At 71.4% G+C, this 20,425-nt stretch carries 19 protein-coding genes; 7 read left to right on the top strand and 12 right to left on the bottom strand.

What is annotated here, in order from left to right:
• The first annotated feature begins 120 nt into the window (after positions 1–120).
• From AC4BGC_RS20675 to AC4BGC_RS20665, 3 genes are all read left to right on the top strand, one after another.
• Positions 121–612 carry an Lrp/AsnC family transcriptional regulator gene (locus AC4BGC_RS20675; RefSeq protein WP_490557470.1) on the top strand — a complete coding sequence of 164 codons (492 nt, stop codon included), beginning with the start codon at positions 121–123 and terminating at the stop codon, positions 610–612.
• 38 nt (positions 613–650) lie between these two features.
• The gene (locus AC4BGC_RS20670; RefSeq protein ID WP_490557469.1) at positions 651–2,018 is read left to right on the top strand and encodes an NAD(P)/FAD-dependent oxidoreductase; all 1,368 of its coding nucleotides are present in this window, start codon (positions 651–653) and stop codon (positions 2,016–2,018) included.
• Positions 2,019–2,118: 100 nt separating this feature from the next.
• Positions 2,119–2,640 (top strand): Lrp/AsnC family transcriptional regulator, encoded by a 522-nt coding sequence (locus tag AC4BGC_RS20665; RefSeq protein WP_490557468.1) that lies wholly within the window; start codon positions 2,119–2,121, stop codon positions 2,638–2,640.
• 49 nt (positions 2,641–2,689) lie between these two features.
• Here AC4BGC_RS20665 and AC4BGC_RS20660 read toward each other — a convergent pair whose 3' ends face one another.
• Positions 2,690–3,253, bottom strand: coding sequence for a dihydrofolate reductase family protein (locus AC4BGC_RS20660; RefSeq protein WP_490557467.1), 564 nt, complete (start codon positions 3,251–3,253; stop codon positions 2,690–2,692).
• 91 nt (positions 3,254–3,344) lie between these two features.
• Entirely contained in the window at positions 3,345–4,994 is a 1,650-nt protein-coding gene (locus AC4BGC_RS20655) for a long-chain fatty acid--CoA ligase (RefSeq protein WP_490557466.1), read from the bottom strand.
• A 218-nt stretch (positions 4,995–5,212) separates the two neighbouring features.
• Between AC4BGC_RS20655 and AC4BGC_RS20650 the strand changes: the two genes are divergently transcribed.
• The gene (locus tag AC4BGC_RS20650) at positions 5,213–6,268 is read left to right on the top strand and encodes an NAD-dependent epimerase/dehydratase family protein (RefSeq protein ID WP_490557465.1); all 1,056 of its coding nucleotides are present in this window, start codon (positions 5,213–5,215) and stop codon (positions 6,266–6,268) included.
• A gap of 227 nt (positions 6,269–6,495) precedes the next feature.
• Here AC4BGC_RS20650 and AC4BGC_RS20645 read toward each other — a convergent pair whose 3' ends face one another.
• From AC4BGC_RS20645 to AC4BGC_RS20630, 4 genes are all read right to left on the bottom strand, one after another.
• Entirely contained in the window at positions 6,496–7,710 is a 1,215-nt protein-coding gene (locus tag AC4BGC_RS20645) for an HNH endonuclease signature motif containing protein (RefSeq protein WP_490557464.1), read from the bottom strand.
• 300 nt (positions 7,711–8,010) lie between these two features.
• The gene (locus AC4BGC_RS20640) at positions 8,011–8,658 is read right to left on the bottom strand and encodes a hypothetical protein (RefSeq protein ID WP_490557463.1); all 648 of its coding nucleotides are present in this window, start codon (positions 8,656–8,658) and stop codon (positions 8,011–8,013) included.
• A gap of 189 nt (positions 8,659–8,847) precedes the next feature.
• On the bottom strand, positions 8,848–9,783 hold the full coding sequence (locus tag AC4BGC_RS20635; RefSeq protein ID WP_490557462.1) for an SCP2 sterol-binding domain-containing protein: 936 nt from the start codon (positions 9,781–9,783) through the stop codon (positions 8,848–8,850).
• Positions 9,784–9,824: 41 nt separating this feature from the next.
• Positions 9,825–10,772, bottom strand: coding sequence for a DNA-3-methyladenine glycosylase family protein (locus AC4BGC_RS20630; protein WP_490557461.1), 948 nt, complete (start codon positions 10,770–10,772; stop codon positions 9,825–9,827).
• Positions 10,773–10,813: 41 nt separating this feature from the next.
• Here AC4BGC_RS20630 and AC4BGC_RS20625 point away from each other — a divergent pair, with 41 nt between their 5' ends.
• Positions 10,814–12,325: an ATP-dependent DNA ligase gene (locus AC4BGC_RS20625; RefSeq protein ID WP_490557460.1), complete on the top strand. Its 1,512-nt coding sequence runs from the start codon at positions 10,814–10,816 to the stop codon at positions 12,323–12,325.
• 86 nt (positions 12,326–12,411) lie between these two features.
• Here the strand turns inward: AC4BGC_RS20625 and AC4BGC_RS20620 are convergent, their stop codons facing one another.
• Entirely contained in the window at positions 12,412–13,482 is a 1,071-nt protein-coding gene (locus AC4BGC_RS20620) for a phosphatase PAP2 family protein (protein WP_490557459.1), read from the bottom strand.
• 222 nt (positions 13,483–13,704) lie between these two features.
• On the opposite strand from AC4BGC_RS20620, the gene AC4BGC_RS20615 reads away from it, so the two are divergent.
• Together AC4BGC_RS20615 and AC4BGC_RS20610 are read left to right on the top strand one after the other, a co-directional pair.
• Positions 13,705–14,070, top strand: a complete 366-nt coding sequence (locus AC4BGC_RS20615) for a hypothetical protein (RefSeq protein ID WP_490557458.1) — start codon at positions 13,705–13,707, stop codon at positions 14,068–14,070.
• 81 nt (positions 14,071–14,151) lie between these two features.
• Positions 14,152–15,882, top strand: a complete 1,731-nt coding sequence (locus tag AC4BGC_RS20610) for a DEAD/DEAH box helicase (protein WP_490557457.1) — start codon at positions 14,152–14,154, stop codon at positions 15,880–15,882.
• Positions 15,883–16,320: 438 nt separating this feature from the next.
• Here AC4BGC_RS20610 and AC4BGC_RS20605 read toward each other — a convergent pair whose 3' ends face one another.
• The 5 genes from AC4BGC_RS20605 to AC4BGC_RS20585 all read right to left on the bottom strand — a co-directional run bounded on the left by AC4BGC_RS20605 (position 16,321) and on the right by AC4BGC_RS20585 (position 20,425).
• Positions 16,321–16,998, bottom strand: a complete 678-nt coding sequence (locus tag AC4BGC_RS20605; RefSeq protein WP_490557456.1) for an RES family NAD+ phosphorylase — start codon at positions 16,996–16,998, stop codon at positions 16,321–16,323.
• 5 nt (positions 16,999–17,003) lie between these two features.
• Entirely contained in the window at positions 17,004–17,582 is a 579-nt protein-coding gene (locus AC4BGC_RS20600) for a hypothetical protein (RefSeq protein ID WP_490557455.1), read from the bottom strand.
• Between the two features lie 326 nt (positions 17,583–17,908).
• The gene (locus tag AC4BGC_RS20595) at positions 17,909–18,076 is read right to left on the bottom strand and encodes a hypothetical protein (RefSeq protein ID WP_490557454.1); all 168 of its coding nucleotides are present in this window, start codon (positions 18,074–18,076) and stop codon (positions 17,909–17,911) included.
• Positions 18,077–18,139: 63 nt separating this feature from the next.
• On the bottom strand, positions 18,140–18,382 hold the full coding sequence (locus AC4BGC_RS20590; protein WP_490557453.1) for an SRPBCC family protein: 243 nt from the start codon (positions 18,380–18,382) through the stop codon (positions 18,140–18,142).
• 498 nt (positions 18,383–18,880) lie between these two features.
• Positions 18,881–20,425, bottom strand: coding sequence for a hypothetical protein (locus AC4BGC_RS20585; RefSeq protein WP_490557452.1), 1,545 nt, complete (start codon positions 20,423–20,425; stop codon positions 18,881–18,883).

Here is a 20,425-nt window from a genome sequence, read left to right as displayed (position 1 = left end):
GGATTCCGTCGCCGCGACACATGAATGCCACGGAACCGTTACGTCGCCGACCTCTCTGGAACGGTTTTCGTGACTTCTGGGACGTTCTCAGACTTGCCATGCACGGTGCGGGCGGTGACGATGAGCCGCATGATCGACAAGACCTCCCCTGCGAGCAAGGGCATCCCAGGCCTCGACGACGTCTCCAAGTCGATCATCGAGGAGCTCCAGCAGGACGGCCGCCGTTCCTATGCCGCGATCGGCAAGGCGGTGGGCCTCTCCGAGGCGGCGGTGCGCCAGCGGGTGCAGCGGCTCACCGAGGCCGGGATCATGCAGATCGTCGCCGTCACCGACCCCCTGCAGCTCGGCTTCGCGCGCCAGGCGATGGTCGGGATCCACGTGGACGGGCCGGTCGAGTCGGTCGCGGAGAAGCTCACCGCCATGGAGGAGGTCATCTACGTCGTGATGACCGCCGGCACCTACGACGTCCTCTGCGAGGTGGTCAGCACCGGTGACGAGGAGCTGCTCGACCTCGTCTCGGGCCGCATCCGGTCGGTGCCCGGCGTACGCAGCACGGAGACGTTCATGTACCTCAAGCTCGCCAAGCAGACCTACTCCTGGGGTGTGCGCTGAGCCTGGTCGCGGGAGGTGCCGACTACCGGTCCCTCTCGTTGTGGCACGAGACGGCCGAGGACGACTTCGCCGCCCGGGCACCGCTGCCCGGCCCGGCGTCGTACGACGTCGTGGTCGTCGGTGCCGGCCTCACCGGGCTGTGGTCGGCGTACTACCTCGCGCGGGCCGATCCCTCGCTGCGGATCGCCGTCCTCGAGGCCGAGGTGGCCGGCTTCGGCGCCTCGGGACGCAACGGTGGCTGGTGCAGCGCGCTGTTCCCCACCTCGTGGGACCGCCTCGTCGAGGAGTCCTCGGCCGACGGCGCCCTGAGACTCCACCGGGCGATGCAGGAGACCGTGCGCGAGGTGGGCCGAGTCAGCGAGCTCGAGGGGATCGACGCGCACTACCGGCGCGGCGGGACGATCACGCTGGCGAGCAACCCGGTGCAGCTGGAACGACTGCGGGCCGACGTGCGTACGGCGCACGCGCGGGGGTTCTCCGAGGACGACGAACGGATGCTCGAGCCCGACGAGGCACGGGAGGTGCTGGCCGCGCGCGCGGTCCTGGGCGCGGCGTACACGCCCCACTGCGCGGTGGTCCATCCGGCCAGGCTGGTGCGCGGGCTCGCCCGCGTGGTCGAGGCCGCGGGAGTGACGATCTTCGAGCACACCCGGGTGCACGCCATCGAACCGGGACGCGTCCTGACCGGCGCCGGCACGGTCCGCGCCGAGGTGGTGCTCCGGGCCACCGAGGGCTACACCCCCCAGCTCGCCGGGCTGAAGCGGGCCGTGGCCCCGGTCTACTCCCTGATGGTGGCCACCGAGCCGCTCGACGACGCGACCTGGGAGTCGATCGGTCTCGCCGACCGGCCGTCGTTCTCCGACGGACGCCACCTGATCATCTACGGGCAGCGCACGGCCGACGGCCGGCTGGCGTTCGGGGGCCGCGGGGCGCCGTACCACTTCGGGTCGCGCGTGCGTGCCTCCTACGACGTCGAGCCGCGCGTCTTCGAGGACCTGCGCAGGGTCCTGCGCAACCTGCTCCCCCAGCTCGGCACCGAGCAGGACGGGGTGCGGTTCACCCACCAGTGGGGAGGCTGCCTCGGGATCGCCCGGGATTGGGCCGCCTCGGTCGGGCTCGACCGCCGCACCGGGATCGGCTGGGCCGGCGGGTACGTCGGTGACGGGGTCGCGACCACGAACCTCGCCGGGCGCACGCTCGCCGACCTGGTCACCGGCGCCGACAGCGACCTGGTCGACCTCCCCTGGGTCGACCACCGCAGTCCACGCTGGGAGCCGGAGCCGTTGCGCTGGCTGGGGATCAACGCCGGACTGCGGGTGATGTCGCTCGCGGACGCGGAGGAGGTCAGGACCGGGCGCCGGAGCCGACTCGCCCGCCTGATGGCGCCGCTGACCGGCGGACACTGAGCCCCACGGGGCCCGCGCTGAGACGAAGCAGCCTGATCGGCCACGCCGCAGCAGGGCGCGGGATATCGTGCGGCCACGTCCCGCGGAAGGTCCGACCACTGTGATCAAGGGCGAACTGGGCGACGACACCGAGCGATCGCGGCAGGTGCCCGCCAGAACCCCCCAGCTGAACATCGACGCTGTCTCCAAGCAGATCATCGAGCAGCTTCAGCAGGACGGACGCCGCCCCTACGCCGAGATCGCCGCCTCCGTGGGCCTCACCGAGGAGGCCGTCAGCCGGCGGGTGACCCAGCTCGTCGAGGCCGGAGTGATGCAGATCGTCGCCGTGACCAACCCGCTCCAGCTCGGGTTCGCCCGGCAGGCGCTGGTCGGGATCATCGTCGAGGGTGACCGCAAGACAGTGGCCGTGGCGCTGGCCGCCATCGAGGAGGTCGACTACGTGGTGATCACCGCAGGCGGGTTCGACATCCTGGCCGAGGTCGTCGGCCGCAGCGATGCGCACCTGCTCGAGCTGGTCACCTCCCGGATCAGGCCGATCCCCGGGGTGGTCTCGATCCACACGTTCCTCTACCTCGAGCTGGAGAAGCAGACCTACACCTGGGGCGTGCACGACCCCCACTGAGCCGGCGACTCCCGGGTCACACCGGGGGTCCTGGACGGCGGCGGCGAGGTCAGCGCACGGCCGCGTAGTTCGCCAGGGTCACCCCGCCCGGGAAGCCTCGCGTCTCCACCAGCCGCAGGTTCACCCTGGAGTCGAGGGTGCTGAAGAACGGCGTGCCGCCGCCGACCAGCACCGGGTGCGTGACCACGCGGTACTCGTCGATCAGGCCGGCGCGCATCGCCGTCCCGGCCAGGCCGGCGCCGCCGATCTCCATCGGGGCGCCGTCCTCTGCCTTGAGCCGGGTGATCTCCTCCACGGCATCGCCGGAGACCAGGCGCGCGTTCCCGCTCACCTCGTCGAGGGTCGTCGAGAACACCACCTTCGGCGTCCGCTGCCACACCTGGGCGAACTCGACCGTCACGGGCGACGCATCCTGCTCCTGGTCCGCGGTCGGCCAGTACGCGCTCATCAGCTCCCAGAGCTTGCGGCCGTACAGCGAGACGCCGATCTCGCCGGCCCAGTCGTTGAACCACTGGTGCAGCTCGTCGCTGGGGGTGCTCCAGCCGATGTCCTCGCCGGGCGCGGCGATGTAGCCGTCCAGGCTCGTGTTCATCGAGTAGATCAGCTTGCGCACGGGTCGACTCCCATCAGCTGTGTCGGTCTCGTGGGTTCCGACCCGCAGCGGGGTCCAGAACTCATCGGCTCACCGGCCCGGCGAGACCGGCTCACTGCGAGGTCTCGACGTCGATCTGGTCCTCGGCGTACCACTTGCGGATCACCTTCTTGTCGAACTTCCCCACGCTGGTGCGCGGGACCTCGTCGATGAAGGCCCAAGCGTCGGGCAGCTGCCACTTGGCGAAGTCCTTGCTGAGGAACTCGCGCAGGTCGGCGGGAGTCAGCTTCGCCCCCTTGCGTACGACGACCGAGGCCAGCGGCCGCTCGTCCCACTTCTCGTCCGGGATGCCGATCACGGCAGCCTCGACGACGTCGTCGTGGGCCATCAGCGCGTTCTCGAGGTCGACCGAGGAGATCCACTCTCCGCCGGACTTGATCACGTCCTTGGCGCGGTCGGAGAGGCGGATGTAGCCGAGCTCGTCGATCGAGCCCACGTCCCCGGTCCGCAGCCAGCCGTCGTCGAACTTCTGGTCGACCTCGGGGTCGTCGGAGTTGTAGTAGGCGGCCGTGACCCAGGGACCGCGGACCTGCAGCTCACCGACGGCCTTGCCGTCCCACGGCTGCTCGCTGCCGTCGTCGGCCACGATGCGCCCCTCGACCCCGCACAGCACCCTGCCCTGGCTGCCCCGGTAGGTCCACTGGTCGTCGCCGTCGGCTCCCACAGGCGGCATCCCGGCACTGGCGACGGGCGAGGTCTCGGTCATCCCCCAGGCTTGCCGGACGAGCAGTCCGTGGCGGTCCTGGAGCGCCTTCTGCAACGAGACCGGCACCGCGGAGCCGCCGCACAGGATCAGCCGCAGCGACTCGGGCTTCTTCTCGGGGTTCTTGTCCAGGTAGGCGAGCACGTCGTTCCACACCGTCGGGACGGCGCCGGACACGGTCGGCTCCGACTCGTTCATGAACCGGCACAGCGGCTCGGCCTGCAGCCACCGGTCGGGCATGCACAGCGAGGCGCCGCTCATCAGCGCCGCGTAGGCCAGGCCCCAGGAGTTGGCGTGGAACATCGGCACGATCGGGAGCACCCGGTCGTGGAAGCTCAGGGCGCCGACGTTGCCGGTGGAGACGGCCTGGGAGTGCAGCCAGGCGGAGCGGTGGCTGTAGACCACGCCCTTGGGGTTGCCGGTGGTGCCGCTCGTGTAGCACATCGCGGCGGCGTCACGCTCGTCCAGCTCGGGCCAGTCGAACTCCTCGGACTGGTCGGCGAGGAGCTCGTCGTAGAGCAGCACCTCCTTGCCGCTGGCGCGCAGCGAGTCCAGGTCGGCCGAGGCCGCCTCGGGCCCGGCCACCAGCACGTGGTGCACGGTCTTCATCTCCGGCAGGTGCGGCGCCAGCAGCCCCACCAGTGAGTCGTCGACGATCACCACCTGGTCCTCGGCGTGGTTGGCGATGTAGACGAGCTGCTCGGGGAACAGCCGGATGTTCAAGGTGTGCAGCACCGCCCCCATGGACGGGATCGCGAGGTAGGCCTCGAGGTGCTCGGCGTTGTTCCACTGGAAGGTGCCGACGCGCTGGTCCCCTTCGATCCCCAGCGAGCGCAGCCCGTTGGCCAGCTGGGCGGCCCGGCGGCCCAGCTCGGCGTACGTCTGGCTGCGGGTGCCGTCGGCGGTCGCGGTGACGACCTCCGAGTCCCGGTGGACGGTGGTTCCGTGCCTCATCAGCTCGGCGATGGTGAGCTGGCCGTCCTGCATCGTGCTGCGCATCGAAGGTCCTCCAGTGTCCAGTGTCTGCCGGGTGAGCCGGGCGATGGTCTGTAGCTGCCCCGTGTGCCCCGAGCCTTGCGCACCGGACAAGCGTTGGCCAGACCCAGGACCCGCCGGGGCGCGCTTCGCCCCTACGGGGTACGCCGGGACGGTGCATCCCCCGCGGCTGGGTACTCCCCAAGCTGACGGAACCCACCACTCCGACCTCGGGAGGCAGCATGCGCATCGCCATCACCGGAGCCAGCGGCAACCTGGGATCTGCCGTCGTGCGCAGGCTCGCGCCCGACCACGACCTGGTCGGGATCTCGCGGCGCCCGCCGCACCCCGGGTTCGCCGACATCGAGTGGGTCACCGCAGACCTCACTCAGGACAGTGCGATGCCGACGCTGCGGGAGGCCTTCCGGGGAGCCGACGCGGTGGTCCACCTCGCCTGGGGTTTCCAGCCCTCCCACGAGCTCGACTGGCTCCAGGAGCTCGGGGTGGGCGGCACCCGGCGCGTGCTCGAGGCGGTCGACGCCGCGACCGTCCCCCACCTGGTGCACCTGTCCTCGGTCGGCGCCTACGCCCCGAAGCGGGACGACCGGCCGGTCGACGAGAGCTGGCCCACCACAGGGGTGCCGACCTCGCCGTACAGCCAGCACAAGGCGGCGGCCGAGCGGCTCCTCGACGCGCACGAGACCACCCGTCCCGACGTGCTGATCACCCGGATCCGACCGGGCATCATGGGCCAGCGCAGCGCCGGGAGCGCGCTGCTGCGCTACGGCGTGCCGGCGATCGTGCCCGGGAAGGTGCTGGACCTGCTCCCCGTGCTGCCGCTGGACCGCGGGCTGGCCATCGCGATGGTGCACGCGGACGACGTCGCCGAGGCGATCGAGCGGGTCCTCGTGCAGCGGGTCGGTGGGGCGTTCAACCTCGCCGCCGAGCCGCCGATGACGACCGACCGCATCGCCGAGGTGCTCGGGGCCCGCCCGGTGCACGTGCCCGCGCGTCTCGTCCGCGCCGCGATGGCCGGGGCGTGGCACGCCCGCCTGCAGCAGGTCGATCCCGGGTGGCTCGACCTCGGCTTCGCCTCGCCCCTGATGGACACCTCGCGCGCGCGGCGCGAGCTCGGCTGGAAGCCGACGACGGACGCCATGAGCGTGTTCGGCGAGATCGTCGCCGGCATGCGGGCCGGCGACTCGGACGACACCCCGGTGCTGCGGCCACGCACGGTGGCCCGCCAGCTGCGCGACGCCGTACGCCGCGGCCCGGTCAGCCGGCGTCACCACCCCTGAGGACCCCGCTCCCTTCTCCCCCTGCGGCGCCCATGGTGGTCGAGCAGCGACCGCAGTGGCGACCCCAAGGTGGTCGAGCAGCGAACGCAGTGAGCGGACAGTCGAGACCACTCCGGCGACCCCAAGGCGGTCGAGCAGCGAACGCAGCGGCGAACCCCCAAGGTGGTCGAGCAGCGAACGAAGTGAGCGGACAGTCGAGACCACTCCCGGCACCCCGGCCACAGACCTCACCCATCAGGCGGCTCCCGCCCACCCAGGCTCATCCGGCGTACGCCGGCCGGTGGCACGAACGCGAACTCGTTGGGTCCGGTGGCCCTGATCTGCCAGGGCCCGGCGTGGACGAGCCGGTGGTGGTGCCCGCAGAGCAGGATCAGGTTGGCCAGAGAGGTCTCACCGCCGTCTGCCCAGTGGACGAGGTGGTGTGCGTGGCACATCACCGGTGGCCGGGTGCAGTTCGGGAACCGGCAGTGCTTGTCCCGGGCGACCAGGGCCCTCCATATCGCCGCGGTGACCAGGCGCAGCTGCCGGCCGACGTCGAGGACCTCACCGGCAGTGCCAAGGACGATCGGGATCACGTAGGCATCACATGCCATCCGGCGCACCGCCGCGACGTAGAGGTCCTCGCCGGTCTCCGTGGTCCCGAACCCGGTCCCGTTGCGGAGGTCGTCCAGGGTGATGGTCACCGATACCCGTGGACTGGCTCCGTGACACTCCGGCAGCAGCTCCACCGCCGCCGCGCGGTCGCAGAGCTCGACCAGGGCGTCGAGCATCCGAGCGCCGTGGTCGCGGGGGTCGCGGCCGTCGTGCCCGCACCCGGGGATCACGCAGGTGCCGGGGTCGCAGACCGGGCCGGCGGTGGGCTGGGGCTTGGCCAGGGGGAGGAGGGTGGCGCGGAGCTTGGCGCCGTCCTCGGCCGAGCAGCGGCCCTTGATCCAGGCCCCACCCGCGGTGTCGAACCGCACCGAGAGATCACGGTCCAGGTGGGCAGCGCGGTCCTCACGCTCCATCTCCCGCTCGGCCCGGCGTTCCGCGCCGTCGGGGTCCACAAGGGTGACCAGGATCCGGCCGACCTTGGCCAGGTCGGTGGCATCGAGTGCCTTGGCCTCGGCCAGCATCGCCTGGCACCCGCGGGTGCGGAGGCCGGGATTGGTGGGCAGGTCCTCGACGGCTCGCTCGATCACCTGGGCCTTGGTGACCGAGAGCCACCCGTCAGCGAGCGCCACACCGACCGGGGCCAGCACCGCGGTCCGCACCGCGGCCGCGAGCCGCACCGTCGAAGACCCCGCGCCCTTGCGACCACCCGCAACGGCGGTGACGAAGTCCTGGGTCGAGGCCCACCCGACCGGCTTGACGGCGTTGGTGACCTCGAGCTCGTGCACGATGCCCAGTTCGAGGGCATCGATCGTGGACTTCAGCGACTCCGCCTCGGCGACCGCGTCCATCAGCTCCTCGCCGCGACCGGCCGCCCACAACGTGTCCTGCAGCCCCTGGACCTCGCGGCGGATCCGGGCCAGCTCGGCCGCGACCCGACCGGCGCAGGAGGCGCCCGACGGGGTGTCCGGAGGTGTCCGGCTGGCTGGTCATGAATCAATCCAAGCAGCGACCACCGACAGAAACTGACGAGATTCCCCTTGTTCTACAGGGGATTCTCGAACTTTCTGGGAAGTTTCCTGTGTGAAGATCAGCGACTGAATGTACGCGCCATCACAACTTCCCACTGCAGTGGTGGTTCACGGTGTCCGCTAGCGCTTCACCGTCTTCCTGACCGCTGGTGCCGGCTCCCCGAACATCTCGAGCGCCCGGATGTATCGGCCACCGAACTCGATGCGAGTGATGTCCTTCAGCTTCCACGATTCGACGAAGTCCACCCAGACTCCATCCCTGCCGATGAACTGCAGGTCCAGACGCTTCTCTCCGATGCGTACGACCTTCCCGACGTTGAGCCAGTAGTCAGCACGAGTCTCGAGGTAGATGCAGATCAATTCGGCACGGGCATCCACCAGACGAAGCAGGTCGCTGGTCGAAGCCTCTCGGGGACACTCGAACTCGGCCAGCGGCACTCCGCGACCCGAGACTGCTCGGCTCACGAAGGCACGATTCTCGTGTGACTGCACCTTCGTCACGTGGTCCAGCCGCAGGAGGACCACAGCATCGAGGCGGCCTCCCTCAACCAGACCCTGGAGGATGAGCCAGTCGTCAGCGATCGCGAGCACGAAACCCGAGTCCATGTCGACGTCGAGGTGCTTGCGCCGGATGGTCACCGGATCCCGATCCCGCTTGGCAACTGCCAGTCGGTGCAACATCTTGCTCCGCGACTGACTCACCGAGGCAGTGTGGCAGGTCAGGCCGTGGCGATCCTCTCCTTTACCGATCCCGGCAGCGCGGAGCACGAGCGCGCCTTTCCATGGTGTGGGACGGCTGGTGCGATGTGGTCCTCGCCTCACCCGGTGTGGTCTCGACTTTCCGCTCGTCTCGACTGTCCGCTCGCTGGCGCTCGCTGCTCGACGCAAGGCTGCGCTCGCTGCTCGACCACCATGGGGTCGCGTTCTCCGGCGCAACTCGGGTCAGGGTGCCGCCCTTCAGCTGCGCGGCTGCGGCGGCACCATCACCGCGTTGAGCGCGAGCGCCTTCGCGCGGTCGCCCTTGACCTTCATGGCGCCGGTCAACACGCCGCGGACAGGGTGGAGCTGGCCGGTGGCGAGCCGCAGGAAGTCGGCACCGTCCAGCGAGATGGTGGCGTCGCGGCGCTGCCCCTCGGGCGGGCTGGTCTCGATGCGGCAGGTGCCGTCCTCCACGTGCACGGTGTAGCGGTCGACCTCCCCGTCCTTGCGGCCGCCGATGCGGAAGCCGACGCACAGCTGGAGATCCACGGCCTTCCCGGTGTCGATGAAGTCGGGGAAGCGGCGGAACACCTCCTCGAGCACGATCGGGCGGAAGCCGCCCTCCATCACCGCGCGCATGTGCTTGCCCGACGACGTGGAGACCGCGGTCGCGACGTCGACCGGGTCCAGGGCGGTGGGGTCGAGCACGGCCCGGTCGCTGCCGGGGACGGTGAACACCGTGCCCACGGCGAGCGCGAGCAGCTCGGCGCCCTCGATCCCGAGGTGTCCGCCGAGGTAGAGCAGTGCGGCGTTGGCCTGTCCCGTGGCCAGGCGCACGAAGTCGACGATGTCGGCCCGGATGCTGACGTCGGGGTCGGCGCCCTCGTCGAGACTCACGTCGCCCGCCGCGAAACGTGCGGTGTGCACCTCGGGCTTCTTCTTCGAACGGGTGAGCTCGAACCGCACCACCCCGTCGACCTCAGCGAGGCGCTCCGCGTCGGAGAACTCCTCGAACCGATCCAGGATCGCGGCCACGGCGGCGGCCCGGAACTCGTCGCGGTCGAGGAGCTTCTTCAGCTCCTCGTCGGAGGCGTCGCGGATCATCGCGGTGACCTCGTCGATGGCGGTGGTGCAGAAGTAGTCGCTCACCTCGGCGGGTGACATGGCGACGAATCGGTCGAGCAGGGCGGACACGGGCGACTCCTGGTGTGGGGTACGTCGCACACGTTAGGGGCTCAGCGGCCCGGAAGGTGGGTTCTCGGCGCCATTCGTGGGCCGTGCCGCGGCCGTCGTAGGCCCGCGAGCTCGACCAGCCGCTGCACGCGGTGCCGGTGCCCGGCGTACGGCTCGAGCAGGACGGCGAGTCCCTCGTCGTCGACCGGCTCCCCGGTCAGCACGAAGCCGATGTTCGCCGCCACGTGGTAGTCGCCGAAGCTGACCGAGTCGGGGTCGCCGAGGGCTCTGGAGCGGGTCTCGGCGCTGGTCCACAGCCCGACCCCGGGAAGGGTCCGCACCCGACGGTCGAACTCCTCGGGCGTCTCGCGCCCGGCGCGCTCCAGGGAGGCAGCGACCCGGGCGGCGTGCTGGACGGGACGCGACCGGGCGCCGTCCACGGGCAGCCGCAGCCACTCCCACGACGGGATCGCCCGCAGCTGCTCGGGCGAGGGCTGGATCCACAGCCGGACCGGCGGGTCGGGCTCGCTGGGCGGGCCGGGTGCCCGCTCCCCGAAGCGGTGCACCAGGGTCCGGAAGGCGGCGAACGCCTCCAGGGCGGTGACCTTCTGCTCGATGATCGCCGGGACGAGTGACTCCATCACCAGGTCGGTGGCCCCAAGGCGCCAGTCGGAGTGTCGTCGCCAGGCGTCGGCGATCGGCTTGTGGTGGGGCACGAAGCCCGAGGGGTCGTCGTCGGCGCCCAGCATCCGGGGAAGCTGCTCGAGGATCCACTCCGCACCGCTCCCCCACGCCTCGCCGATCACGATGCCGGCCCCCGGGTCGGTGGTCAGCCGCAGCGACGTGGTGCCCTCCGGCGTGCGCACCCCGCGCCAGATCGAGCCGTCCGCCGCGGTCCGGAACGTCGGGTCGCCCATCCCGCGACGGTGGGTCAGCAGCACCTTCATCACCGGGCACGGCCAGTCCGGTCGCCAGACGCGCACGAGCGGAGCGAGCGTGCTGGTGGGCATGCTCCGAGACTATGTCGGCGCCTGCCGACACAATGGTCCGCATGCTGCTCGCCCGGCTCGTCGAGGTCTCTGCACAGGTGGCTGCCACCCGCTCGCGCCTCGCCAAGCGCGAGCTGATCGCCGGGCTGTTGCGCGAGGCAGCCGCCTCCCCTGACCCCGACGAGCTCGACATCGCCGCCTCCTATCTCTCCGGCACGCTCCGCCAGCGGCGCACCGGCGTCGGCTGGCGCGGGCTCTCCGACCTCCCGCCCCCGGCTCCGGAGCCGTCGGTCGGGCTCCCCGAGGTCGACCGCACGCTGGAGGAGCTCAGCGTGCTCGCCGGCTCCGGCTCGATGACCGCGCGGCGAGCAGCGGTGACCGAGCTGTTCGCGCGGCTCACGGCCGGTGAGCAGGATTTCCTGCGCAACCTGGTGACCGGCAACGTGCGCCAGGGCGCGCTCGACTCGGTGATGCTCGACGCGATCGCGGAGGCCGCCGGCCTGGACCTGAAGGTGGTGCGCCGAGCGGCGATGTTCAGCGCCCCGACCGGTCCGATCGCCCGGGCTGCGCTGACCGGTGGCGCGGAGGCGCTGCTCGACTTCAGCATGGTGGTCGGACGGCCGGTGCGCCCGATGCTGGCCGGCTCAGCGCCCGACGTCGCGGCCGGGGTGGAGAAGGTCGCCGGCATGTTCGCGGTCGACACCAAGCTCGACGGCATCCGGATCCAGGTGCACAAGCACGGCGACGAGGTGGCGGTGTTCACCCGCAGCCTCGACGAGATCGGCACCCGGCTGCCCGAGGTGGTCGCGGCGACCCGGTCCCTGCTCGCGACCGACCTGATCCTCGACGGCGAGGCGCTCACCCTCGACGAGGCGGGCCGGCCCCGCCCGTTCCAGGAGACGGCGTCGACCACCGCCACCCACACCGGCGCGACCGGCATCCGGCCGTTCTTCTTCGACCTGCTCCTCCACGAGGACGAGTCGCTGATCGAGGCCCCCACCCGCACCCGCCTGGAGCGGCTGGACGCTGCCGTGCCGGAGTCGCTGCGCGTGCCGCGGCTGGTCACCGACTCACCCGAGGAGGCAAAGGCGTTCTTCGACGCCGCGATCGCCGACGGCCAGGAGGGCGTGATCATCAAGCGGCTCGATGCGGCGTACGACGCGGGGAGGCGTGGCTCGGCCTGGGTCAAGGTCAAGCCCCGGCACACCCTCGACCTGGTCGTCCTCGCTGTGGAGTGGGGCAGCGGCCGCCGCCAGGGCTGGCTCTCCAACATCCACCTCGGCGCCCGCGGCCCCGACGGCGAGCCGGTGATGCTCGGCAAGACCTTCAAGGGGATGACCGACGAGATGCTCGCCTGGCAGACCGAGCGCTTCCTCGAGCTGGAGACGTCCCGGTCGGGTCACGTCGTACACGTCCTGCCGGAGCAGGTGGTCGAGATCGCCTTCGACGGCGTGCAGCGCTCGACGCGCTACCCCGGGGGCCTGGCGCTGCGGTTCGCACGCGTGCTGCGCTACCGCGACGACAAGCCGGTGAGCGAGATCGACACGTTGGACGCGGTGCGCGCGTTTCTGTGAGGTCGGTGCAGAGGCGATCTTTTCAACCACGGTGGATGGCGGGCACACCGGGCACATCGGGCGCACCGGTGAGTGGCGTTCACCGGCTAGTGATCGAGCTGCGGTGCCCGTGCATCCGGCTCGCGCGGAGACAGCCGGTGACCGGTCACCCTGGCCCCGACACGGAAGGCGACGATGGCGATAGCGACGCCGGCCAGGTCGTCGGCGATGTGGTGCCACCCGAAGTACAGGGTCGCCACGATCGTGACGGCGAAGTTGACCCACAGCACAGTGCGAATCACCTGGTTGCGGATCGTGTGCCGGGCCATGAGCGCCCACAGCAGGGAGATGGCCGTGTGCAGGCTGGCAAAGCCCGCCACCCCCTGGTACTCACCGCCGCTCCACAAGAACCCGTGCCGTGCGTGCACCAGGGAGTTCATCAGGTCGGAGGTGCCGTTCGACGTCAGCTCGCTCGTCAGCCAGGGGTAGACGATCCCCGGGCCCAGGGTGGGCAGCAGGTAGTAGGACGCCGCTCCGAGGGTCCAGGCGATGCCCTGGGCCGTGACGAACCACCAGCCGTAGCCGATGTTGTTCGACCAGACCAGCCAGCCGGTGACGAGGACCGCCACCAACGGGATGTAGGCGAGGTACACCGAGGAGAGCAGGTGTGCCGCCACGCCCGTGCCCAGGACGTCCTGCAGCAGGGTGGAGGGGTCGTGACCGAGCAGCAGGAACCGGTCGAGCGCCCGCAGCTCCTGGTCGTACTTGACGTCCCGGACGAGCGGCAGGACGGACTTCAGGTTCCGGTAGGACACGTAGATCACGTAGAACGCGGAGATGCCGACAACGACCAGCCGCAGCCGGGGGCGCGTCCAGTGCGTGCGCAGCCGGTGCCGGACGGCCTCGATCGTCCGAGCCGGGTGGAGCCGTCCCTGCCACAGCGCCCGGGGCAGGAGGTCGAGGACGATGGCACCCACGCACAGCACCGGAAGTCGGACCCACGACGGTCCGAGGAAGCTGCCCTCCGGGTCGGCGATCGGCATGTCGAGCACCAGGCTCGCTGCCAGGGCCATGGCGCCGATGACGAACGCGTTGGCCACCAGGAAGCCATGGGTCCGCCGAGCCCCCGCGTGCCCGGCCGGGGCCGAAGGAGCCGACTGGGCGGTGGTCACTGCCATGGCTCTGATCTGACAGGCGACATGAGGTGGGGCATGGGTCTCCTCGACCGGTGGGCGTGTGGCAGCCGCGTGCCCGACGGGTGCGGACAGCGGCGTCTCCTCGCGTCCAGCACGCGCTGCTCGCACGACGTGCCGAAGATGCAGAGGGGACGTCAGTCTGCCTGATCCAACCAAAACACTTGCGCAGCAACGCCGTTCTCGCGGGTGCGAGACGATCACGGGGTGAGTCCCTCGATCCGACCGCCCCACTCGATCGTGCTGCTCGTGGGGCGGGAGGAATACACCGCGCCGACGTCGTTCGGTGGCGCGACCTCCATGGCTACGACCGACTGCATCGCCGTGGCCACGCTCAGCCCGGTCGACGGGCCGACGGTCGTCTCGGTCGCGCCCTCCGCCGACCAGCCGGGCCTCGTGACGCTGGGTGAGTACACCATCGAGTCGGAGGGCCTGGTCTCGGTGCGTGACGTCTTCCACCGGGAGCACGACGCCATGGGGGTCGAGGCGGGGTACGTCGACGTGCGGGTCCTGGCCAACGACGCCGTCGAGCCGGACGAGGTGGTGTTCGTCATACGGCCCGGTGGTTGGTGATCGCGCCGTGGTGACCTGACGCGTGCCGGGCCTTCGGCACGCCGGGTCCGTCCGGAGCGGGCACACGGGTAGCGTCCGGGGGTGGCCAGTCCTCGCCGTTCCGGTGCTCGTCGGCGCAGACCCTCACCCCGCCGTGGCGGGACGCGACCGCCGCAGCTGCCGGTGCCGGCCGGGCCGGGCGAGCGGACCTGGGTGCTCGACGTCCCGTACGGGACGCAGGTCGACGGTGCCACCTGGCACCCGGCGGTCAGGGTCCATCTGTACGTCGGGCCCGCTCTGCCCCCGCACCTCGCTCCCTATGCTCCGGGGCCGTACACGCTCGGTCGGTTCATCGAGAACTCCCTGAACCCGGAGGACCCGACGCCCAGCCCCGAGCCGACGGGCGCTCTCGAGCCCCGGCGGATCCAGTTCGAGGCGGCCGACGCGATCGCCGAGCGTGCCGCCGCGGGTGGTCGGCAGTTCCTCCTGGCCGACGAGCCGGGTGTGGGCAAGACGATCTCGGCCGTCCTCGGGGCGACGGCGGTGGGCGACCTCCGCGGCGCGCGGCGGGTACTCGTCGTGGCGGACCGGCCTGCGGCGATCACCATCGGTCACTGGTGCCGCACGATCACGGCGCTGGGCGACGGCGGCCTGGAGTGGGTGGTGATCACGTGGGACAGGCTCGAGAAGGTCAAGGACCACGCTTGGGACGTGATCATCGCGGACGAGGCCCACGCGCTGCGGCGTACGACGACGAAGCGGTGGAAGCTCTGGGCGAAGGTCTCGGGGCACGGGCGGCCGCACGACCAGGCTCCGTTCGTCATTGCGACCACCGCGACGCCAGGACACACGCCCCTCGAGCTGCCCTACCTCGCTCCCGCCTATGCGCAGGTGCTGGACGAGCCGATGCGGGAGTGGACCTCGGCGACCCAGCCCGAGGCGGTGTTCGCCCGTGCGCTCGAGCGCCACGGCGTCGGGGTGGAGCAGGGCCGGTACGGCGCGACGTGGACCACCGATCCCGCGCGACGCGCGGCCGACCTCAAGCTGGTGCGCGGCTGGCTCGCCGACGAACGGCCTGCGGCGATGCTGCACCGGGCCGCGCCGTGGGGGCCGGTGCCGATCTCCGGCATGCCGGTGACGCTCACGCCGGCCGAGCGGACGGCGTACGAGGCCGAGTGGGGCGAGTTCTGCCGGGAGATGGACCTCGCGCGTCGCGGCCGCAACGTCGCCAAGGGCCGGGCCGCGCTGCTGCGCTTCCGGCAGAAGGCCGGGCTGATCCGGGTGGACTCGACGGTCGCCTGGATCGCCCAACAGGTCCAGTCCGATCGCCAGGTGGCGTGCTCGGTCGAGTTCGTCACCACTGCCGCCGACCCCATCGTCGACCGGCTGCGTCACTCCGACATCGACGTGGCCACGATCTATGGCCGCGACCGGTTCGACGTCGAGGCCGAGCGGCTCCGGTTCCAGACCGGGCGGGCCAAGGTCTGCGTCTTCACAACGGTCGCCTCGATCAGCCTGCACGCCGGCGAGACCCTCGCCGACGGCAGCCAGGCGAGCACCGAGCCGCGGGTCGGCATCTTCCACCAGGCCCGCTTCTCGGGCATCGCCGCACGCCAGGTGACCGGTCGCACCCACCGTGATCACCAGGTCTCGCCGTGGCACATCGCGTACGCCGAGGGCACGGTCGAGGAGCAGGTCGGCAAGGTGATGGTGGAGCGGATCGCCGCAGCCTCCGACACGGTGGGCAGCGACACCACCGGCCTCACCGACCTCGCGCAGCTACTCGGGGCCGACTGGCTGCCGCCCGCGGACCTGACCGCGGGCGGCACCTGAGACTGCTGCAGACGGGCGCGGGCTTCGGACCTGAGCAGGAGCCGCCAGTCCGGAGTCGTCACCCACTCCCGCAGGCGGGGTAGTCGGCGAGCGAGATCGACATCCAGGCTGGGGTGCGGGAGTTCTTGTGAGGGGACGCAGCGTCCGGGGATTGACCTCGTGGTCGTCACGTGACTGCCACCCCGCGTCACTCGCGTCGGTGGAAGCTGACCTTGCCGTTCGGATGGTGTCGGGTCTCGAACCGCGGGTCGTGGACCTTGCGGTGGTGGTGGTGCAGGCACAGCAGGCGGCCGGTGGCAACGTTGGTGTGGCCGCAGTCTGCCCTGGCACGCCCAGCTTCACGAATGCTCGGTGCTGTGCGGCCCGTGCCCCCCTCGCTCACGGCCGCGAGCCCACCTCGCGAATCACAGGTTCCTGGGCCTGCGCGGGATCGACCGGCTAGATGACCTCGACGCGCACCGACGCGGCGACGCCCATCGCCCAGTCGAGACCCTCGCCGTAGCCGAGGGCGAGCGGCGCGGCACCTCCGGTGTCCGGGGACTCCGGCACGAGCGCGCCGGCATGGACCCGGTCGCCCCACAGGACGTAGGCACGCTCGTCGTCGTCCTGGTGCGACGTCCAGGTGAGCCCGGCCGCGGCGGTGTGCTCGTGCAGCCACGCCGCCCACCGGGTGGCCAACGGGTAGCCCGCGGGGTAGGTATGGGTGAGGTCGGCGGCGTGGAGCCCGAGCGACCTCAGCCCCTGGCCGTGCAGCGACACGACCTCGATGCGTCGCTCGATCCGCAGGGCGCTGAGCAGGTGCTCGCTCCACTTGGCCGAGTCGACGACCGAGCCGGGCATCTGGTCGTGCAGGAACGTCTCGAAGAGTGCTCCGCGGCGAGAGGCGCCGACATACATCGTCGGGACCTGTGAGCCCCGCGTGTCGCGCAGCGGAGCGAACCGGGTGGGCTCGCCGACGCCCGGGTTGAACAGAGTCCCGTCGTCCTCGATGCGCCCGCTCGGTGAGTGGTGCGCGGCCGGGTGGATGCGCCACAGGCGGGTACCGACGACCAGCGGTTCGGTCACCGGACGCGCGAGCGAGGTCGGCGGACCGCTGGGCGGCTCGCGTCTGCTCACGCGGACTACAGGCCCGGCGCAGGCGGCGGGAGGGCCCGGTCGACCGCGTGACGCAACGCGTCACTCACGATCTCGGGATGCTCGTGCACCTCGTCGGCCGGCGACCGGCCGTCCAGGTAGGCGTTCGGCGCGGAGGCCCAGGCCAGCACGTCGGCGTCGCTCCAGCCCGCCGGCTCCAGCAGTGCCCTCAGTGCCGTCCATGCGGACGCCACGGCGATGAGATCGTCCTCCACCCTCACGAACTGGAAGCCCGGGTAGAGCAGGCCGCCGTGACGCTTGACCCCGGCAAGGCCCTTGCGGCGGCGCAGGTTCGCGGTGTGGGAGCGTGCCGACTCGGGACGTGCGCCGGTCAGCAGCGCGACCTCGTCGGCCGCGAGCATCCCCCACTCGCGCTCCACGTCGCGCCAGCGTTCCTCGCGCAGCGCGGCCTGAGCCAGGTGGCCGGGACCGATGTGGGCTGAGGAGTCGGCCAGAATCTTCTCGACGAGACCGATGGTGGCCACCTCGTTCATCGCGCGCAGCGCGGCGCGGCGAGCCGTGTCCTCGTCGACGCCAGCCGGCACCGGGACGCTGACGGTCGTCATGGCACTCACCTCTCTCTGACAACGATGATAGCGATGCCGCCTAACGTTGTCATCGCAGTCATGGTAGACGGTCAACGACCGCGTGAAGTGGCTGGCTACTCGCCAGACCTGGGCGGGGTGATCGATCAGCGCCTCAGCCATGGTCGCCTGCGCCGTCTTCGGCTGGGGCTTCGTGGCCGCGACCGGCCTTCCTGGTCGCCGCGGTCACAGCCGTCCTGGCAGCCTCGTGCGGTCAGCACCGCCGCGGACGCGAGCCCGACCCCACCGGTTTCCCCACCCTCACCGAGCCCTCGGGAGAGCGGCGGTAGCCCGTACGGCGATCGCCCCTACAGGACGCTCAGCACCTCAGGGTTCTCGCAGGCCCGCGCGAACGCGGCGATCCGGGCCCGGATCTCGCGGCCCAGCAACCAGCGGCCGATCGGGTCGGCGACCGGGGCGAGCCAGGCCGGCCGGGCCGACCAGGTGTACTTCCACACGGCCCGGGTCCCGGGCACCCCATCGCTGTCCTCGGCGGTGAAGCGCCAGCCGCCACCGAAGCTCGCGAAGAACCACGGCCCCTACTCCATCGTCATGCCGACCGAGGTCGGCGGCCGGTAGGAGACGTAGCGGCTGATCATCGTCGGCCCGACCCGCGCCCTGGTCAGCGTGCGGACGCCCTTCCCCGGACGGTCGGCGTCGATCAGGTGCTGGTGCCGGATGAACGGGTCCCAGGCCAGCCGGACCTCGCCGGTCGTCTGCGAGACGGCGAACGCCGTGTCAGGCAGGACCGGGATCCACGCCTCTGCTGTGACCTGGGGCATGCGCGGAGCATGTCACGCCTCGGTCGTCACGGGTCCCGTCGTTCGTCGCACGACCTTCCTGCTCCTGTCCCGCCTCGCGACGGGCGCGGCATGAGCAAGGGCGAGATCTCCGAGCAGCTCGACATCACACCCTCCACCGCGACCCGTCGCGTCGCCCCCTGGCAGACGCCGGACTCGTGCGGCGGGACCGGTGCCCTGACGGCCACCGCACCGTGGTCGTCACCATCACCGATGCCGGCTCCACCCGTGTCGCAGCCGTGCGCCAGGCCCGCATCGAGACTCTGCGCGACACCTTCCGGGCTTGGCCTCCGAGGAGCTGAGCACCCTGGCCGCCGTCATGGACCGCCTCACCGAACCCTCGCGGCCGACCTCCCCCACGACGACGGCTTCACCGACCGCCACCTCCGCGACCACCCGAAGCCATGGCCGAACAGAGATCAGGTCCTACGGCGCGGGGCCGGCCTGACGTGCACCCGATCCGGCCCTGACCAAGGCCCTCTAGGTCTCCGGCAGGTTGGCCTGCTCCATCACGTCGAAGCGCAGCGTCCGGGCGGGCGGGGACAGGAGCGGCCCACGCTGGCGCTGCAGCCACAGCACCGGGTTGCCCTGCATGTCCCGCGCGAGCGACCAGCGACGGGTGAGCTCGATGCCGTTGCTGGGCACCGCGAGCGGAGCGATCACGTGGTCTGGGCTGCCGGCCTCGGGCTGCAGCACCTGCGCCACCGGGTCGGGCATCGGCCTGGGTCGTTGCCGCGAGAGGTCGGCGAGGTTGCGCTGGATCAGGCGGCGCGGGGACCCCTCGTCGCTCAAGGTGTACGGCGTCCACCACGGCCCGATCCCTCGGGCCGGAACGTAGGCGTACTCGCGCTGCTCGCGGGCGTCACCGGGGGGCGCGCCCGCGTTGAAGGGGGGCCCGTCGGGGAGGGTGAGCTCACGCTGGTCGACGTCGCGACCGTCGATGGTCCGCTCCACTGCCCAGAGCAGGTTGGACTGCTCGTCGAGCCCGAGCTGCACCCGCTCCACGGGCGCGCTCTCGAGCGGCAGCTCGGCGACGTGCCACAGCACCAGCTCCTCGTCCGCCAGACCCGGGTCCCCCGGGGTCAGCGCGTCCACCCCGAACAGCCGCCAGGCCTCGGGTGGGCGCAGGCCGGCCCAGGTCGTGTCGTCGTACTCCCGCCCGAACGAGTCGCGCACCACCACGGACTCCACCGCGACCACGTGCCCCGCGTCAGCCAGCACCGGGAACAGGAACCAGTCGTCGCTGTGGGAGAAGATCAGGTCGGTCAGCAGGGCCGTCGCCGCGTGCGCGCTGTCCGGCGGGTAGCCGCCGAGGTCAACGTCGGCGTTCTCGATCTGCCACCATCGGGTGCTCGGAGACCCCGGGTAGCCGAGCGGCGTCGGGATCGCCTCCCGCGGCTGCCCTGCCGCTGCAGGCTCGCCCGGGGCCCCGGCGTCCACCGAGTGCCAGTCGAGGCGGCCGCCGCGGTGCCGTCGTACGGCGAGCTGCTGACCGGCCGCGGTGAACGACGTCGCCGCGGTCTGCTCGTAGAGCAGCTGCTCGCTGTCCCACGCCGGCGTGCTGTCGGCCGGGATGTCCGCGGGGAACGCCTCGCGCGCGAGCCCGAGGGCGTCGCGGTTGCGCCACACGAGGAGGCCGTCGGGCACCTGCTCGAACTCCTCGTACGGCGGCGCCGGCCTGTGGAACAGCAGCGAGGGATCGGCCGTCACCGACGGGTTGTCGGCGAACTCTCGCCCCACCCGGACGCGGCGCCCCATCGTCCACCAGTCGTCGATCTCCGACTCCACGATCGCCTCGGCCGGGATCACCTTCGGGTCGAAGCGGGGGTCCGCGGCGGCGATCGCGCGCTGGCGCAGCCGGTAGTCGATCCACACCGGCGACGACGCGTTCTCTCCCTGGTGCTCCCCCATCTGCCACTGCCGGCCCAGGAACCAGACCGGGTCGTGCACCGCGGCGCCGAAGCCCTCGGCGAGGTTGCGCTGGTGCGCGCGCGGCTCCAGTCGCAGGTGGGCGGTGACGGTCAT

It is taken from the genome of Nocardioides sp. Z38_18, assembly GCF_058215695.1.
This window is presented reverse-complemented; position numbering and strand designations above follow the sequence as displayed.

Excerpts from the sequence above, each read along its gene's own strand:
- AC4BGC_RS20600 (WP_490557455.1), bottom strand. The coding sequence starts at position 17,582 with ATGACGACCGTCAGCGTCCCGGTGCCGGCTGGCGTCGACGAGGACACG.
- AC4BGC_RS20620 (WP_490557459.1), bottom strand. The coding sequence starts at position 13,482 with ATGGCAGTGACCACCGCCCAGTCGGCTCCTTCGGCCCCGGCCGGGCAC.
- AC4BGC_RS20625 (WP_490557460.1), top strand. The coding sequence starts at position 10,814 with ATGCTGCTCGCCCGGCTCGTCGAGGTCTCTGCACAGGTGGCTGCCACC.
- AC4BGC_RS20655 (WP_490557466.1), bottom strand. The coding sequence starts at position 4,994 with ATGCGCAGCACGATGCAGGACGGCCAGCTCACCATCGCCGAGCTGATG.
- AC4BGC_RS20675 (WP_490557470.1), top strand. The coding sequence starts at position 121 with ATGAGCCGCATGATCGACAAGACCTCCCCTGCGAGCAAGGGCATCCCA.
- AC4BGC_RS20585 (WP_490557452.1), bottom strand. The coding sequence starts at position 20,425 with ATGACCGTCACCGCCCACCTGCGACTGGAGCCGCGCGCGCACCAGCGC.
- AC4BGC_RS20630 (WP_490557461.1), bottom strand. The coding sequence starts at position 10,772 with ATGCCCACCAGCACGCTCGCTCCGCTCGTGCGCGTCTGGCGACCGGAC.
- AC4BGC_RS20650 (WP_490557465.1), top strand. The coding sequence starts at position 5,213 with ATGCGCATCGCCATCACCGGAGCCAGCGGCAACCTGGGATCTGCCGTC.
- AC4BGC_RS20645 (WP_490557464.1), bottom strand. The coding sequence starts at position 7,710 with ATGGACGCGGTCGCCGAGGCGGAGTCGCTGAAGTCCACGATCGATGCC.
- AC4BGC_RS20590 (WP_490557453.1), bottom strand. The coding sequence starts at position 18,382 with ATGCCCCAGGTCACAGCAGAGGCGTGGATCCCGGTCCTGCCTGACACG.